The following is a 14,888-nucleotide window of genomic DNA, read 5'->3' on the forward strand; positions in this document are numbered from 1 at the left end:
AGCGCTGCATGACGGAGATTGTGACTCAGCCATTTGGTGGGTCACTATTCCCTTGAAGGGTCTGTCCTGCATGAATTGTTGGACCGGCCTGTTTATCGGTTCCTAATCAACCCGGTCTATCTGACCGTCATGTCTAAACGCGCCAGCGTTCTTGTGTTGACCGCGATACCAGTTGATTTCGCAACGCTCCGCAAGCCCACAGGGCGGCCGGGTGCGACCGCGTTGTGGGTTCTCATGCTGATAACTTCGTTCCTTCGTCATAACAACCGGGCGATGAGCCCCAGCTCACGTGCTTCATCCGAGCTCAGGTAGTAATTTTCCTTGGCTCGCTCATAAAGGGTCTCGGCATCGATCAGACTGCCTTTGGCCAAGTCCTCGAAGCCTTCCCATTCAAGCCGGTGCGCCGTTTCAAGAAGCGCTACCTGCTCTTTGGCAATTTGTATCATTGCACGCATTGGACCGTCGAAGTTCACGGATTTTGTTATACGGCGTTCATGGACCAGGAAGGTTGTATCTTTGGTTGCAAAACGATTAGGGGCAGGGAAAGCACCCATAATAGTCATTCCCGCTGAGTACACGATCGTTTTCCCAATAAAGTAGGCGGCCCTTCCGGAGTCGCGTATGAAGAGCGATATTTCGAGAGCGATACGACGAGCGATGTCGGCATCCCCACCTTCCGTCATTACTTCGAGAACCAGATCTTCATTTGTGAGGCGAATTTGTGCGAGGGCATTGAGTACATCCCACAAGGTACCGCTTGAAATATTGCCAGCTATGCGAATGTTAGGTTGATAGAGCAGGGTAGTGTCCGCGAGCATAATGTTTGTCCTATAGTGGTCAGGGCAACACAGAACACGTCATTTTTGTATAAGTTCCCAAAACTCATATTGCTCACGCAACACGCGGCGTGAATTCAAAGTTATGAGTTTGTGACTGAGCAATCATACCCAACCAAAAGCAGCCGGTTCGACGATGAAGAATTTACGCAATATTGAACTGGCATTGCGTCATGCTTTAAAACGCTTTGGTCGCGATCCAGCCAATCATCCTCGTACGCGAGAGAGGGCATTTATTGCCGATCTTTTTGGTCGGGGTCACCGTGATTTTGAACTACGAGAAAGGCCTGGCTAAAAAGATTGAAGTGGCGCGTCTCCTGAAATCGAGGGTGTCACAACAAACTCTACTTGAAGCCTGTCTCAGTACACAATCGCCAGGTTCTATCTCGGCGAAATTAGAAATTCACCTTGCGCGCGGTAAGGACATTCGTCGCGAGATCGTGACCGTAGAGACGTGGATGATTTGGACAAATCGCTAACCGCTCCATTTATGAGGACATGTTGGTCGGGATGAACACGGGAGGCTAAGGTCCATAGAAGTTCAAGGGCCTGATACTGATGAGCGACTGGTTCCAGGTGCGGCGATAGGTAGTGTGAGTAGAGATACTCTTAAGCGTTTGATGATTCGTCGCACGATTAAGCAACATCTCGATAAGGAAATTCGGTTCGCTGCAGTCAAACATCATCCCACACATTGGTATTTGCTGCTCATTGGCATTGGTTAAAAGCCTTTCCCATTATGTAGAACAACGTTTGGAACAAGGGGCTAATACAAGCATTAAGTCTGGGGTGACTTTTCTACGGTTGCCCGCTTGATAGCAGTCTGTTGGTTTGCCGACTGTCGAAAGCCCCACAGACGAACTGGAGAAAGCTGGACGTTTGGCCATGGCATGATGCCGTGCTCCAAGATAATTCAGCCTCCAAGTATCAGGAAACAGCTAGCAATGAGGCGACCGCTGCTGCGCCGATCAATGCAATTTGAGCAAATTTCTCGGCAACCGCTTTTTGTCCTGCGTTGTGCTGCGTGTCGCCGAAAATTACGATACATGTTGCCGCCAAACCGCTCACTGCCGTTAGTAAAATAGTGGCGAAAAAAACGAGATTGAGAGAAATCATTGTAACCTCCAGTTGATCATTACGACCATTATCGCTCAGTTCTGGGAGGCGTGGATAAGTTTTAGATTATTTGGAAATATCCTGTTTCGGGCATTGTTGACGCAGTTTGGTTCGGCGGCCTCGGCGGAGATGGCCAGAGAGAACGAAAGGCATAGCCGAACTGATTGGCCGTTGACCGGGTTTCAGAAATGGATCCGAAGTGGCAAAATAAATGAAGGGTTCACCTTCGGTTTGGTTGTTACATCGGCCGCGACAGCAGCGTTAAACGGTATCAATATTAGCGTTGAAATGTACGCGATTTGCTTGAACGCTTTGAAGTTCATCTGCTGAGCCCCAAGATGGCAATCATGCCCGCGAATGAATTACTATTCTACATTTCCGCGATTATGCCCTCGTGTGCAACTCTGCGTTAAAATTGTATAAAAAAGGCCAATCGAGTAGTTCCCGAATTTTTTTCCTGAATCCTTGAATTCAATTTGGCCAAAACTAAATCATTTTGCGTCGATCGCATAAGTAGGATCGACACCGCTGGAGGCCTCAACTTCGGCGTCTCAGCGTCATGTTGCTTCAAGGAGGATATGGCAATGACAGCAAATTCTAATTTCGCTCCACTGTTCCGGTCCAGTGTTGGTTTTGACCGGGTGTTCAATCTCCTGGAGAACGCTCAGCGTGCACGGTCGGTCAGCGACTGGCCTCCGTATGATATCGCGAAGACCGGTGAAGATACGTACAGGATCACAGTCGCTGTCGCAGGCTTCTCACAAGACGATCTGGATCTGACGTATCAATCCAATCTCCTCACGATCATCGGGAAGAAAGAAGAGGCGCAACAGTCTGAGTATCTTCACCGAGGCATTGCCGGGCGACCGTTTGAGCACAGGTTCGAGCTCGCCGATCACGTGCGTGTGGTAGGCGCGGGGCTTGAGAATGGTCTGCTTTCAATTGAATTGATCCGAGAGGTCCCGGAAGCCATGAAACCACGCAAGATTTCAATTGGCACGGAAAAAACCGTCTCGGTATCGAAGGAGTTAGAAAAGCCCAAACATCAAGAAGCGGCCTAGCATAAGCAACCGGGGAGGGCGCTAAGAGCCTTCCCCTCATATAAAGGGAACAACTGTCATGATGGAGAAGTATTTCACGAGGCCCGTTTCCATCCTTGTTGGCCTCGGCGTGCCGACAGATATCCACTCTGTTATGGAAGCATACCAGCTGTTGAATGACTGGCCAGCCCATGGCCCGGATACTACGCATAGCCTTGCTTTGAATGCTTGCAAAGGCGTGCTGACAGGTACGATTGAAGCGGAAACAGCTCGTGGACTATTTATAGCTTTCGCGAAAAAGCACGACTTACTCGCACCTGAGATTGGCCCCGTGTTAGGCCATCGGCACGGCGGAGGAAATCTGCGCGTCCTGTAATTGTGCAGCCCGGTGTCCATTGTAGATGCCGGGCTTTCTTTGGTCTGTTCATTTGCAACCATCCCTGCACATTGGTGCGCTTGCGGCAGTCTTCGGACCTCTGATTATTCTCTAATAAAATCCGCAAGCTGCACAATGCTTTCCCGTTCCAAGGAGACCCAAACAGTCGTGTCTCCGCCGGATACCTTCAGAACATGATATGTAGTGCCATCCTTTCTCTGGCGGAGTTGGCAGTCAAGAAATCCTTCACCCAGTGAGGTATCGATCGCCAACTGCTTGATAATCGGATCGCTAACGAGCCCTTTAATAAGTGCAGCAGATTTCGTGATTCTCGAAAACATCATCACACTCCAGTCAACCTTGTTATAGCGAGAGATTATCATGAGATGGACCAAAGGCGAGCCAGAGCCAGAACACCTGACACAATAGGCGTGGTGCACAAAGACCATGGCCCGATCCTCGCAACATGGCAGCCCCATCGTGGCGCCTTCATCGGAGTTAAGCCAACCGGCGATACACCATTATCAAGGTTGCGCCACTCCAACCGGCGGCAACCATTGTTTATCACAAGATGTTTGTAAGTCGTGACTGCAATCCAACGTCTAATAGATTTGTTTAATGTTCTGTTTTAGGCTCACAAAGTCATGAACCGGAGATCGACACCGCATGCGCAGTTCTCTACTTTGCACGTTGTGCAGTCTCTTTTTGACCGTGGAAAGTGCCTTCGCGTTGCCAAAAACTCTGACCGCGACACAACTGGTTGATATTTGCAGTTCATCAACAGTTTCAGACGCGGCGGCAAAAGGTGACCAATTAAGTTGGCAAAGAATGAGCGATGCGGATTTCAATGAATGGCGCACCGGCTTTCTTGCTTACAACGGCGGGTCAGTCGATATCGTTGGATGGCACCACGGACAAGGCGAGCACGTCGTGAGTTTGTCGTTCTGGATTGCGCAGGGGCCCAACAGCCACAAGGCATGCAACTACAGTCCGGGCAGTGATGCCGGTTTGTTGGGTGGGTTGACAGAAATTTTGGGCGCACCGGAGACGGTTGAGGGAATGGCTGGAAACGCTTATTGGAAAACAGAGCTGATGGAAGTGTACTATACACAGGTTGGGGCAAGTACATTGGTAAACATTAGCTATAAAAAATAGCAGAGATTTAGCGATGATCGCGGCATGCTGCTATTGAAAGCTATTCGTGAGGGTTAGTCTCTGCCCCGGTAAATGAATAAGCCAAGGGTAATCAGGCCCAGCACTGCAACAACATAAATCAAGACTTCATCGGTCAAACAATCTCTCCCGTCCGGACAATCGGACAGGTTAGCATAAAAAGAATGGACATGGTCAATCGCCCGTCAATCCTGCCAGTTATCTCCAGCCAAAATAATTCCAGACAACTCGGTCAGGTGCTTCGAAGTTTTCTACTGTGTAATCCTACAGTGCTAACCAACGTAAATATTTTTCGGAACCATACGCCGTTAATTTGGTTCGTTGCCAAACACATGAGCTTGGCAATGAATGATAAAAAGCCCAACAACCACAGGATCTTGGAAAATCTCAGCAGAGATTCGCAACCACCCGCTTTGAAGAAGCCTGCAGACGGAAGTAATCCGCCCATTGCGACGAACGGGAGATTTGCAGAACTGTTGCGAAGGCTTGACGAGGCGGAAGACGAACAGCGTTGATGTGACATGCCCTAAAGGAACCGATCTTCGTGCGCGGGAACTCATTCGCTTAGTCCGCATTGAGTCGGTTTGGTAGGAGTGAGTGCCATGAGTATCGCATCCCCTCGATATAATTACGAAGATGAAACGCAGCGCGAAGCCGAATGCCGCGAGGCAATTAAAGATCGGTTTCTCGACAAGGTTTCTTCGAAAGATTTGTACGCTATCCACCAAGAAGCCATCAAAGCTGGTTGGGGCTTGCCGGAGGTGCAGAGGGCTATTGATGCGCTCGTGCTGGAAAAGGCAAAGGAGTCTGGGGAGGACTTGCCCTGCTAAGCCCTGCGCCGCGCAGGTTTTCGCTTTCCCCAACGTTCCAGCTTGCCAGTTGATACCGGACGGCCTGCCGCCTCGACGTAAATGTCGGCTTCCTTCGCAGCTTCAATGAAAGCCATGCGAGCAACGCCAGGTGACAGCTTGCCATCGTAGCATTCCAGCAGCGCATGCTTGGCGATATCGAGCCTTTCAGTATCCGTGCCCGGCCATTCATTCACAATGAACTCTGCCGCCTGCATTATGGAGGTGATTACCTTCATCTTGCCGAGCTGGCGGGTCGTTACGGTTACTTCTTTGAAGGGTTTATCTTCCATGAGTCGGTGAACGACTCTTGCCGCAAATCGGTTCCAGCGCTCAATCGTCAGTCTCCGGCAAAAGTGGGGGCTTCGGAGGAGCAGAGAGGTTTCGATCGTAGGTAAACCGTTCAATGATGGTTGTGCCCGGCTTCCATTTGGAAAGTGTCTCGTCATCCGCAACACGCGTAAATCGTCTCGTTGCCTCAAAAACGAGGCCAGTTTCAGGGGTGACGTAAAATACTACTTTTGCTTCTCGTGGGCCGCGCCTCCAGTTTGCATTATAAACGTCAACCGTTCGTCCTTCGATGGTTTTGCTGTCCAATTTGGTGCATGATTCAAAAACGGTAAGCGATACATCTAAAGGGACGCGGGGACGTTCCAGCCATATTCCATCACCAAGCTGCCAGTATATGAGCCCATCCTGAAATCGTTCATCCATTAGAAACTTCGACTTTGTTTCGCCTGGCTCTATTTCAGAAAAGGTCACCTGATACCGCCCGGAATTTCGCGTGTTTTCGTAGATAGAAGTCAGTGCGCTGCAATCTGCTTCCGTTGCCTTAGCTTCATTGAATGCAACGAAATGAACCAACAATGCGCCAGAACACCAAACAATCGCCTCAAGTTTCTTTATCAAAAGCTTTCCCCTTATGCTCGCCACAGTACCAACTGATTCCGTAGCGCCCCGAGAAACCAAAGCTGCCCCATTGCTTGCAGTCTTTATGATCGCACCAATGCACGAACAACCCGGCAGGTGCGGACTCCATGTGTGCTGGGTATTCAGGATTGGGCGAGGGCGGTATTTCAGACATCAGAACTTTTTCGATAAGATAGGGTCATATTCCAAGGCAAGTATGACCATGACCAACAGGATTATTCCGACGCAAATTATCCCAAGTTGATAGTAGCCGTTCGGCCAAACCACCTTGGACTCTTGAGATTTATCAGCCCACACCGCCTCAATCTCTTCGTTTTGCTTTTCAGACATCGGGTTTCTTCATTAATTTCGACATATGTATTTTGACCGACTCGGCCAAGGTTTCATGATGGCTTCTTAATCCAAGCCAAACTCACAATGTGCTTGATAGTCTTTGTCCTGCGCCAAATTGAAAAGCGTCTTTTTATAACCGGCGCGAGCTTATCATAGGTATCCCAAGTATCAGGTACCTTGTACATTATGTCTGAGGAAAACGTATTCCCATAATCGGTAAAGTAGGTGTAGGGAGCCTCATAATAGTGTGCTGCAAACTCATTGCCCTCGACAGTCAAATCCTCGTCTATAAACTTCTCATCGCAAGCCGAAATAAACCAATTCCCGGGCGTTATTGTGCGAGTCGTAAGAGCTAAAAGTTCCTCATCGGTATGGATTCCACTTCCTAATCCATTGAGCGTTGCCCAAGCAACAAACATGCCGATGTGCGTTGATGCGGCTGAGGGAGCCAAGGTTAAGGGAAATTCTCCTCCATAATGCCATGAAGCGTCATCGTACTTCATTAGAAATCCATTCGACTACACGCTCCGGAAAAGGCCCGCTTCCCTCGGAAACTACGACAATCATGTGCCATCGCCCTCAAATGCTGTCTCGTTGTAAGCGGGTTCGTTTGCAGCCGCATTAGTATAGAGAACGTGCAACTCACCCTCGGTTTCGTCTGGCACACCCGTGAAAATGTAAATCTCGCCCAGATCAGGATGATTGGCCCGGACAGCCTCAAAAGGAAACTCGGTAGAATCGGCAGATTCCGCGATGGTGATATTCTCTACGATTTCCTCGCCGTTCGAGGCGACATCGAATGAACCTGGCAGTTCCTCGACGTCTGTCATGTTCGCTTCGACTTCTGCCATATAGTCTTCATCGAAATAGCTCTCGAGGCTGTAGGTTTTCCCGCGAAATCTGACTTTCCAAGGCATGACGATCCCTCCTAAAGCAAAAGCGGCTCTTCTTCGATCTTCTTTGGCGGCGCTAGAACAACCAAATCGTTGTCGGGTAGGGGGCGCTGTAGCTGCAGCGCTTCCTCGGCCGGCGCATTCATCCAGATATCAAGCTCTTCGCGGGTCCTGAGAATGACGGGCATTGCCTTAGGATGTATGGGCTTCACAAGCTCATTGGCGTCAGTGGTCAGGAATGCGAAGATATCAGCCTGAACAGGGCCTTCCTTCTTCTTTCGCATACTGAACCAAGGCGTCCAGATGCCAGCAAACCAGAATAGAGGTTGCTCTTCATTGAGGGCAAACCAGTACAGCGGCAGTTTTTTCGTGACCGGATCGCGCACCTGACCATATTCGGAAAAGCTCGTTGCTGGTACGATGCAGCGGCTTTCTGGCCCCAGCCATCGCCTCCAGTGCGGAGACTTCACATTGCGGATATTGGTAACACCATAATCGACTTCGCCCTTGATAAAGGCCGGAGGCGTTGGCATTCCCCAACGCAGCATTGATACCTCCAGCTCGCCGCTTTCATCCTGGCGCGCGACCGGCGCTGGATAGTCCGGATAAATGTCGATGTTGAAATCTGTGATGTTTGTCCGGTTTCCAATCCCATTGAAGAGATTGCGGACCGCATCGAAGCCAGTCGATATTTTATAGAGGTTGCACATACCTGACTTCGCCCCCGTTTGCTTTGCCGGCCGATGGAATTTCAAACTCCACTCGGCCGCTTTTTCTCGATGATAGTTAAACTGTGCATGGGCGCAAGCTGAGCATTAATCCCGCAGTTTGTTCTTGGTGCCGAACATATTGTGTTCCTTATTTCTGCAGCTCCAGACCTGACAGCTCAGCTTCTTCGTCAGCGAGTTTATGCGAACATGCGCGCCGTATTTCCACTGAAGCGAGTCCCGATCCAAACGGCCTATCTGGCCACATTTGTAGCAATAGGCGTAAAGATCGTCCCAAGGTTCGAGGTCACAGAACCGCGTCGTTTCGCGGATGCCTCTAAGTTGTCTTTTCGATATCATAACCCACCAGCATGCGCGTATAGCGCGGCACCCAAGTGCCTTTCCGGCGCTGTTCAGGGGGTATCCACTCCCCCTCAAATGCCTTTAAAAAACACTCGGCATTTCGCTCCTCTGCAAACATATAGATGCTGTAGCGCTCGGGATGTATGTAAATACTCTGATTCAGGCGATACCGGCCAAGCAGTATTGAAAGGAAGTCGACCCTGTCAAAATGCAGCTTCACCTCATCACAATGCAACGCGACCTGAAAAGGATATTCCTTGTCGATCAAAGTGGGTGGCGGTTCGTCTCTGCTTCTAGCCATCTCAATGCCTCGACAGCTTTGGCTTCCAGCCACGGGCATAGCCAAAACCCATTGCAAGCGAAGCATATTCAAGTTCCTTGATCAGGAAGCTGCGCTCGTCCATCAGTTTGGCAATCACTGCCTGTACGTCACCGTCGTGCTCGGCTATAAGTTGCTCGACCTCATCGTCGTGCATCAATTCGGGTTCGTTCATGGCTTTCCCTTTCCTTGAGACAAGCCTGTCCGCTCCCCATGCCAGACAGAGTTTCAGTTCTAAATTGTGTTTTGGAGCAGCCGCAATCTGCTGGGATGTTCCTAAAATGTTCTCATATGACGAAAGAGTCAACACACTTGTGGGCACGATCCCGCCTGAGTTCAACTTTAGTGTTTTTTGTAGCGCGTTATTGTGCGGAGGAAATTGAAACGTTCTTTGTTTTAACAAGGCTTTCTATCGGCCTGTCACGCGGGAGATTTAAGTGGGCTTGCAACGGATCAAGTTTAGAGGAATGGTGCGGCTGTAAGTGGGGGAGCGAATTGGTACACGGTGTAGTCGTCATAAATGGATATTCAGCGCACGACTACGTATGGCGCGGTTTAAGGCAATATCATGATACTGAAGCACTTCTACCTCGCCTCATGCATCACCATAATCTATCTGCCAAACACACTGAGAACGCGAAAAAACAGCTTGAACAACTCTCGTTTTGTCTCACGCAAGCTCAAGAGTTCACCCAGTCAGCCAGATCAACTGGGCCAGCTACAAAATCTCTGCAGGCTTACTATGCCCTGACCGCGCTCGCGAACGTCGAGATTCTTTGGAAGGGCAGTGGAGACGATTGCATTGGCCGCAGGAACGGACGATACAATCGTCATGGATTGCACATTCAAACCGGAAAAGGTCTGGGAGGCGTCACGGTGGTGCCTCAGATTGGTGAAACCGGTGAGGTCGAAGGGTTGTTCGGCCTTTGGAGAAGCAAAAGTCATCACACGCCCCACTACGGCGAAGATAAATACATCTCTGAGACCGGAGCTGCAGAACATTCTATAAGGGTGCTTTCCGGAATTACGCCGCTTTCTGATATCCAATTTCCCAAGAGCGGATTTTCGTTGCTCGACTGCTTTAAACATGTACCTGAAATGTGGGAAATACTGCCGACAATCGGTGAGCAATCACCGATGCTTCGTGCCGAAGTGCAGAACATTCGGCAATTCGATAAAAGTGACAAGTTAGTTTCGATTGAATTGCGAACAACTATTCATCCCTGTGATGATGAACTCTATGAAAAAATGATCGAGCAATTTCAATTCACGCCAAATTCTGTGTCGGATGTTAATTATGTAAAGCTGAGGTCGGGCGGGGCCATACAACAAAGAATGAACACAAGAGACTATTTGCTAAATGCGCCAAGGCTGCCGGATCAGGCTCCCGAAGCGGTTATATTCAGGAAGAATTTATTGTTTTTGGTTGGAGAGGGCAAAGTACTCAATGAATTCGGCTATTATTACGTTGGCCTTTATTTATTGGGTATGGTCACTCGATATCACCCTCAACTCTGGATCTCCGAGTTGAAAAGGAATACCTCACTGTCTCAGCTAGCGGATCAGTTCGTTGATATAGCATTAGTGCGAATGGCACTGCTGGTTTTGTCCCAACTTGATTGTCAGTTGATCGTATATGAATAGTAGGAAATTAGCCTATTATTTGTGCCACAGTCTGCTCCACATTAGTGCGAGGAAACCTCCGAGTTATCCAGTAAATTCGGGGCTTTACCCTATACGGTGAAGCGACCCGTCCGTACCATCAACCAGCTAACGATTACGGTGGTCATCGAGTTATATAAGCCAAGACTATTTCGATGGAACGCCTGTCTTCCAGTATTTGCGACCTTGATCGCGTAGATTTCTGCCCACACGAGTGAGGCAATAGGTCCCCAAACGTTGTAGCGCGAAATACGCCAACGTGAACACTACTGCAGAGCCTGCAAGTACACCGGTCAACCGGGCCATCTGTAGTTCAGGAAAGTTCCTAGTTTCCCCGGATGATGTCTCATAAAGAGTTGGCACGATGTAAAACATGGCGAATGCGACAAAGCAGCCAGCCAATATCCATAATAGCTGTAATTTATCGTGACTTCGCGTCCACGAATATGGTGAAACAAGACCGAGGCTCTTGAATTTCAGTAGGTTAAAATCGTCGAAAGCTGTCGGCCGAAACCAGCCGGACGGAGTTTCGAGCAGCAATTTTGCCTGCAAACGGTTGAGTTGTTTCAGAGTGATTATCATTTCTTCCGCATATACGTCATTGCGGTAAATACCGGCCAATGTAGCCTGCCACAAAGATGCTAAATCATCTTCTTGATCTGGGTCAACGGTCTGCGCCTGTTCCGCCCATTCGACGAGCAGGGCTGCCTGTCTCTCAGTTGGAGAAGGATTTGGGTCTTTCAAATGTTCAATCTCTCGCACTTTGTCCAAATGCGTTCGTGCATTTTGGGCGCGGCTTGCTTCCCGTCCGTCAACCCATGCCTGCGTTTTCTTTCCCAAAAATAGTCCGAGTGTTTTTGCGGATGGTCCAAGGAGATCGCTTATTGGTTTGCTGTTTGCCACCGCCACTGCCGACGTGATCATATTTTCGCTTCCCTCATCGTCAGATGCTTCAGATCGCTTTTCGTTTTTTGCTGGTATGCTTGTGCCTGGCATGCCCGCCCCCCCCTAACCACCTAGTATTACTGTTATGAGCGAATCCCGCCAGAACGCAACTAGGAGTAGGTCCGGGACGAGCGAGGTGTGGCAGCGCGCCAGCTAAGTCATTGATTTGTGTTGATGAAAATTCCTGCCACACCTTATGGCAAGTAACTGAGATCCCTAACGAAATCCCTTCCGGGGGAGGCCTCCATTTTGTAACCGAGCCGTCCGAATGTGTAGGTGTCATGCCATCTCCCGTATCATTAAGGCACCTAAACTAGATAAAGGCGAGCAGCTTGCGATGTTGTTGCTAATCGGCGGATGGGGCCTCGCATAGAAAATTAGCGATTGCCTGTGACATTAGCTACCGTTTCAAGCTAGCTGCAGTCACATTGGTTCTCGTTGAGCGGATCGCTCCATTGTAAAACGGCTTACGATTGGTCATTGTTCTTGAAGCGCACGCCAGCGCCTCCACCATTTTCCGGGATAAATTCAATTCCAGCATTTTCAAGGGCAATCTGAATCAGTTTTAGGTTTGCTGTCGTAATTGAGGGCAATCCATCGTCCTCTTCTGCACGTCGTATCGTAGAGACACCTACACTAGCTGAATCTGCTAGTCTTTTAGCGGTCCATCGAACTAAAGCTCTTGCCGCACGGATTTGCGCTCCCGTTATTTTTCTCATGATTGTCATTTTCTGGTTGAACTTTTCTAGTTCATATGGCACTTAAACACTCATAACGGCTGCACCCAGTGTTCGAGCACTGGATGCAGCCTAACCACTACCAAGCTGTAAGGAGCTCGGATCATGGCTGATTCCGACAATAGCAGAACTTTGCCTCCGGTCACGCGGAGAGATTTCCATTCGGTGCTGGCGGCGTCTTTACCCACATATCCGCACCTTGCTGCCGGGATTACCGCACCGGCAGAGGCTTGCGATGACGATCCGGCGGTCATGACGTGGCGCGAATGGTGCGCTGCACGGCTGGACGCAAGTAAATCGTGCCGGCGCCAGCAGAAGCTTGAAGCGAAACTCATCTCAATGGCCGGCTCGCCGCAGAGTGCAGTCGATGCCTGGAAGGCTAGCGATGAGAAGCTAGGGTACAGCAGAGCCCTCGACCGGGAGCGGAAGGCATTTATCGCCGAGAACAGAGTTGCAGAAATCCTGTGGTACACACCGGCCCAAACAATCATGGGCGCAACTGCCAAGTTGCACGCCATCGTCGACAAGTGGCAGCCTGATGCTGCCTGCGACGAATATCCCTGGCCGCAAATCCGCGCTGTCATTGCCGACCTTTTGAAGATCGACGCGCAAATGTCGCTTCAGAGAAACGGGCGTGATCAGGTGTCGCCGCCGGGAAGGCGAAGGGTGGCCGGGGGTGGTTAGCATGTCCCCCGCGGCCGGCAACGGTCACTCCGTCCGGCGGAGCGAAACGTATGGGTTTCTTCATCGTCATAGCCCTTTCAACCCGGTCAATGCGGGCGCCTTCTTCAGTTTTCGAATGACGCATTGTCCGTCTTCACAAAGGGAGTGATTCCGTACTGAAGCGTATTCATCTACAGAGAATACTCTTCAAAAATATCAAAGCAACGGCCCGGTATCGCGCCGACATGTGGTGGAAGCCCTTCCGCCGCAGTGGGCCAACTGCGTTCAGAATCTAAAAAAGAGGGAACTTATAATGAAATCAGGAAACCCGTTTCGTTCATGTCTTTTGTCGGCCCTGCTGATTGTGATCCTGTCGTTGATCAGTTTTTCCGGGGCGGCACGGGCACAGGAAGGACTTCGGATCGCGACATCGTACAAGTTGATGACGCTTGATCCGCATTACGCCAACCTCAACGAGAATACCTCGCTGCTCTCCCATATTTACGAGCGGCTTGTCTATCAGGACGAGCATCTTGACCTGAAGCCTGGCCTTGCCGTTTCCTGGCGTGCGACGTCCGAAACGCGGTGGCAGTTCAAGCTGCGGGACAATGTGCGCTTTCATGACGGATCGCCGTTTACGGCGGACGATGTCGTGTACACGATCGAACGCATCCGGGACTTTGTGAAGTCGCCGAGTGGCGGCTTTCGCTCCTATGTCAGCGCAATCAAGTCGGTGTCAGTGCCCGATCCCCTGACTGTCGTCATCGATACCAACGGCAGCGTTCCCAACCTGCCGCTGTCATTTTCTTCCATCTTCATCATGCACCGGCCGGGGCAGGGGTTTCAGACGACGGAGGAACTCAATGCCGGCGGCGCTTCCTCAGGCGCGGGCGCTCCCGTCGGTACGGGCGCACCCGTCGGCACGGGGCCATACAGGTTCGCAAGCTGGAGTTCCGGGGAGATGCTCAAGCTTGACAGAAACAATGACTACTGGGGCGACAGGCCTGTCTGGCCAGAAGTCACGTTCAGGATTATTGAAAGCCCCGCTGCCCGGGTTGCTGCCCTGACCACCGGCGATGTTGATGTTGCCGACGCCATTCCGGCCCGCGATGTGGCATCCTTGAAACAGCGCGGCGCCAGAATTGCGAGCGTCGGTGCAGCCCGCATCAATTTCCTCCAGTTCGATGTGGAAAGAAACACACTCCCCGGCGTGACAGGCAAAACGGGAGTTGAGATACCCAATCCCTTCAGGAAACCCTTGGTGCGGCGTGCGCTTGCCATGGCGACGGACCGGGGTGTTCTGGTTGACAAGATTCTTGCCGGTTACGGCACCGCTGCAGCACAGGTTTTTCCGAACGGGCTTCCCGGCACCTCCGCCAATCTGAAGCCCGAAGCTCCAGATTATGACAAGGCCAAAGCCCTTTTGGCTGAAGCCGGCTTTCCCGACGGTTTCAGCGTTGTTCTGGCAGGTCCGGCGGGCCGTTATCCGGGTGACGGCGAGAGCATCCAGGCAATCGCCCAAAGCTGGGCCCGTATCGGGGTGGCCGTCCGGCCCGCTGCCTCTCCCTTTTCTGTTTTCAATACCAAGCGTGCCGCCGGCGATTATGGGCTCTGGTATGGTGGCACCTCCGGCGAGGCGGTCGATGTCATCCTTCACGCACTCCTTGCATCACCAAGTCCGCAGACCGGCAGCGGTGCCTTGAATTTCGGGCATTATCGTAACCCGGCTTTTGACCAGATGCTGGCAAAGGCGCAAAGCACTCCGGAAGGCCCCGCGCGCAACAAGGCCCTTGCCGAGGCGACGGATCTGGTGATGGCCGACCAACCCATCATCCCGCTCTATCACTTCCACCATATTGTCGGTTACGGCAAGCGGGTTGCCTCCTATGCGATGCATCCCCGCGGCTGGACGACCGCCATGCAGACATCTGCCGTGACGGAGTAAGC

General features: G+C 51.0%; 19 protein-coding genes. 8 read left to right on the top strand and 11 right to left on the bottom strand.

The window, feature by feature from the left end; genetic code table 11:
* Positions 1-257: 257 nt before the first annotated feature.
* Entirely contained in the window at positions 258-818 is a 561-nt protein-coding gene (locus tag V9K95_RS14930; protein ID WP_336441203.1) for a hypothetical protein, read from the bottom strand.
* A 945-nt stretch (positions 819-1,763) separates the two neighbouring features.
* Entirely contained in the window at positions 1,764-1,952 is a 189-nt protein-coding gene (locus V9K95_RS14935; protein ID WP_336441202.1) for a hypothetical protein, read from the bottom strand.
* Positions 1,953-2,536: 584 nt separating this feature from the next.
* Between V9K95_RS14935 and V9K95_RS14940 the strand changes: the two genes are divergently transcribed.
* From V9K95_RS14940 to V9K95_RS14960, 5 genes are all read left to right on the top strand, one after another.
* Positions 2,537-3,013 carry an Hsp20 family protein gene (locus V9K95_RS14940; RefSeq protein ID WP_336441201.1) on the top strand — a complete coding sequence of 159 codons (477 nt, stop codon included), beginning with the start codon at positions 2,537-2,539 and terminating at the stop codon, positions 3,011-3,013.
* A gap of 58 nt (positions 3,014-3,071) precedes the next feature.
* Positions 3,072-3,368, top strand: a complete 297-nt coding sequence (locus V9K95_RS14945; protein ID WP_336441200.1) for a DUF982 domain-containing protein — start codon at positions 3,072-3,074, stop codon at positions 3,366-3,368.
* Positions 3,369-4,034: 666 nt separating this feature from the next.
* On the top strand, positions 4,035-4,523 hold the full coding sequence (locus V9K95_RS14950) for a hypothetical protein (protein ID WP_336441199.1): 489 nt from the start codon (positions 4,035-4,037) through the stop codon (positions 4,521-4,523).
* Positions 4,524-4,705: 182 nt separating this feature from the next.
* The gene (locus V9K95_RS14955) at positions 4,706-5,056 is read left to right on the top strand and encodes a hypothetical protein (protein ID WP_337345108.1); all 351 of its coding nucleotides are present in this window, start codon (positions 4,706-4,708) and stop codon (positions 5,054-5,056) included.
* Positions 5,057-5,143: 87 nt separating this feature from the next.
* A complete protein-coding gene (locus V9K95_RS14960) occupies positions 5,144-5,371 on the top strand; it encodes a hypothetical protein (RefSeq protein WP_336441198.1) in 228 nt (75 codons plus the stop codon).
* Here V9K95_RS14960 and V9K95_RS14965 read toward each other — a convergent pair.
* From V9K95_RS14965 to V9K95_RS14995, 7 genes are all read right to left on the bottom strand, one after another.
* Entirely contained in the window at positions 5,368-5,682 is a 315-nt protein-coding gene (locus tag V9K95_RS14965; protein ID WP_336441197.1) for a DUF982 domain-containing protein, read from the bottom strand. The two genes, V9K95_RS14960 and V9K95_RS14965, sit on opposite strands and share 4 nt — an antisense overlap.
* A gap of 40 nt (positions 5,683-5,722) precedes the next feature.
* The gene (locus V9K95_RS14970; RefSeq protein ID WP_336441196.1) at positions 5,723-6,298 is read right to left on the bottom strand and encodes a hypothetical protein; all 576 of its coding nucleotides are present in this window, start codon (positions 6,296-6,298) and stop codon (positions 5,723-5,725) included.
* A 404-nt stretch (positions 6,299-6,702) separates the two neighbouring features.
* On the bottom strand, positions 6,703-7,155 hold the full coding sequence (locus V9K95_RS14975) for a DUF7832 domain-containing protein (RefSeq protein WP_336441195.1): 453 nt from the start codon (positions 7,153-7,155) through the stop codon (positions 6,703-6,705).
* A gap of 60 nt (positions 7,156-7,215) precedes the next feature.
* Positions 7,216-7,569, bottom strand: a complete 354-nt coding sequence (locus V9K95_RS14980; protein ID WP_336441194.1) for a hypothetical protein — start codon at positions 7,567-7,569, stop codon at positions 7,216-7,218.
* An 11-nt stretch (positions 7,570-7,580) separates the two neighbouring features.
* Positions 7,581-8,255 carry an SOS response-associated peptidase gene (locus V9K95_RS14985; RefSeq protein ID WP_336441193.1) on the bottom strand — a complete coding sequence of 225 codons (675 nt, stop codon included), beginning with the start codon at positions 8,253-8,255 and terminating at the stop codon, positions 7,581-7,583.
* Positions 8,256-8,589: 334 nt separating this feature from the next.
* Positions 8,590-8,916, bottom strand: coding sequence for a hypothetical protein (locus V9K95_RS14990; protein WP_336441192.1), 327 nt, complete (start codon positions 8,914-8,916; stop codon positions 8,590-8,592).
* A 1-nt stretch (position 8,917) separates the two neighbouring features.
* On the bottom strand, positions 8,918-9,109 hold the full coding sequence (locus tag V9K95_RS14995) for a hypothetical protein (protein WP_336441191.1): 192 nt from the start codon (positions 9,107-9,109) through the stop codon (positions 8,918-8,920).
* Positions 9,110-9,246: 137 nt separating this feature from the next.
* Here V9K95_RS14995 and V9K95_RS15000 point away from each other — a divergent pair, with 137 nt between their 5' ends.
* Positions 9,247-10,578, top strand: coding sequence for a YaaC family protein (locus tag V9K95_RS15000; protein ID WP_336441190.1), 1,332 nt, complete (start codon positions 9,247-9,249; stop codon positions 10,576-10,578).
* A 165-nt stretch (positions 10,579-10,743) separates the two neighbouring features.
* On the opposite strand, the gene V9K95_RS15005 is transcribed toward V9K95_RS15000, so the two are convergent.
* Entirely contained in the window at positions 10,744-11,520 is a 777-nt protein-coding gene (locus tag V9K95_RS15005) for a hypothetical protein (protein WP_336441189.1), read from the bottom strand.
* Positions 11,521-12,008: 488 nt separating this feature from the next.
* On the bottom strand, positions 12,009-12,260 hold the full coding sequence (locus tag V9K95_RS15010; RefSeq protein ID WP_336441319.1) for a helix-turn-helix transcriptional regulator: 252 nt from the start codon (positions 12,258-12,260) through the stop codon (positions 12,009-12,011).
* Positions 12,261-12,383: 123 nt separating this feature from the next.
* On the opposite strand from V9K95_RS15010, the gene V9K95_RS15015 reads away from it, so the two are divergent.
* Entirely contained in the window at positions 12,384-12,962 is a 579-nt protein-coding gene (locus tag V9K95_RS15015) for a hypothetical protein (protein WP_336441188.1), read from the top strand.
* 292 nt (positions 12,963-13,254) lie between these two features.
* A complete protein-coding gene (locus tag V9K95_RS15020; RefSeq protein ID WP_336441187.1) occupies positions 13,255-14,886 on the top strand; it encodes an ABC transporter substrate-binding protein in 1,632 nt (543 codons plus the stop codon).
* Positions 14,887-14,888 lie beyond the last annotated feature (2 nt).

Source organism: Phyllobacterium sp. CCNWLW183, assembly GCF_037203775.1.
In the GTDB taxonomy this organism is placed as follows: domain Bacteria; phylum Pseudomonadota; class Alphaproteobacteria; order Rhizobiales; family Rhizobiaceae; genus Phyllobacterium; species Phyllobacterium ifriqiyense.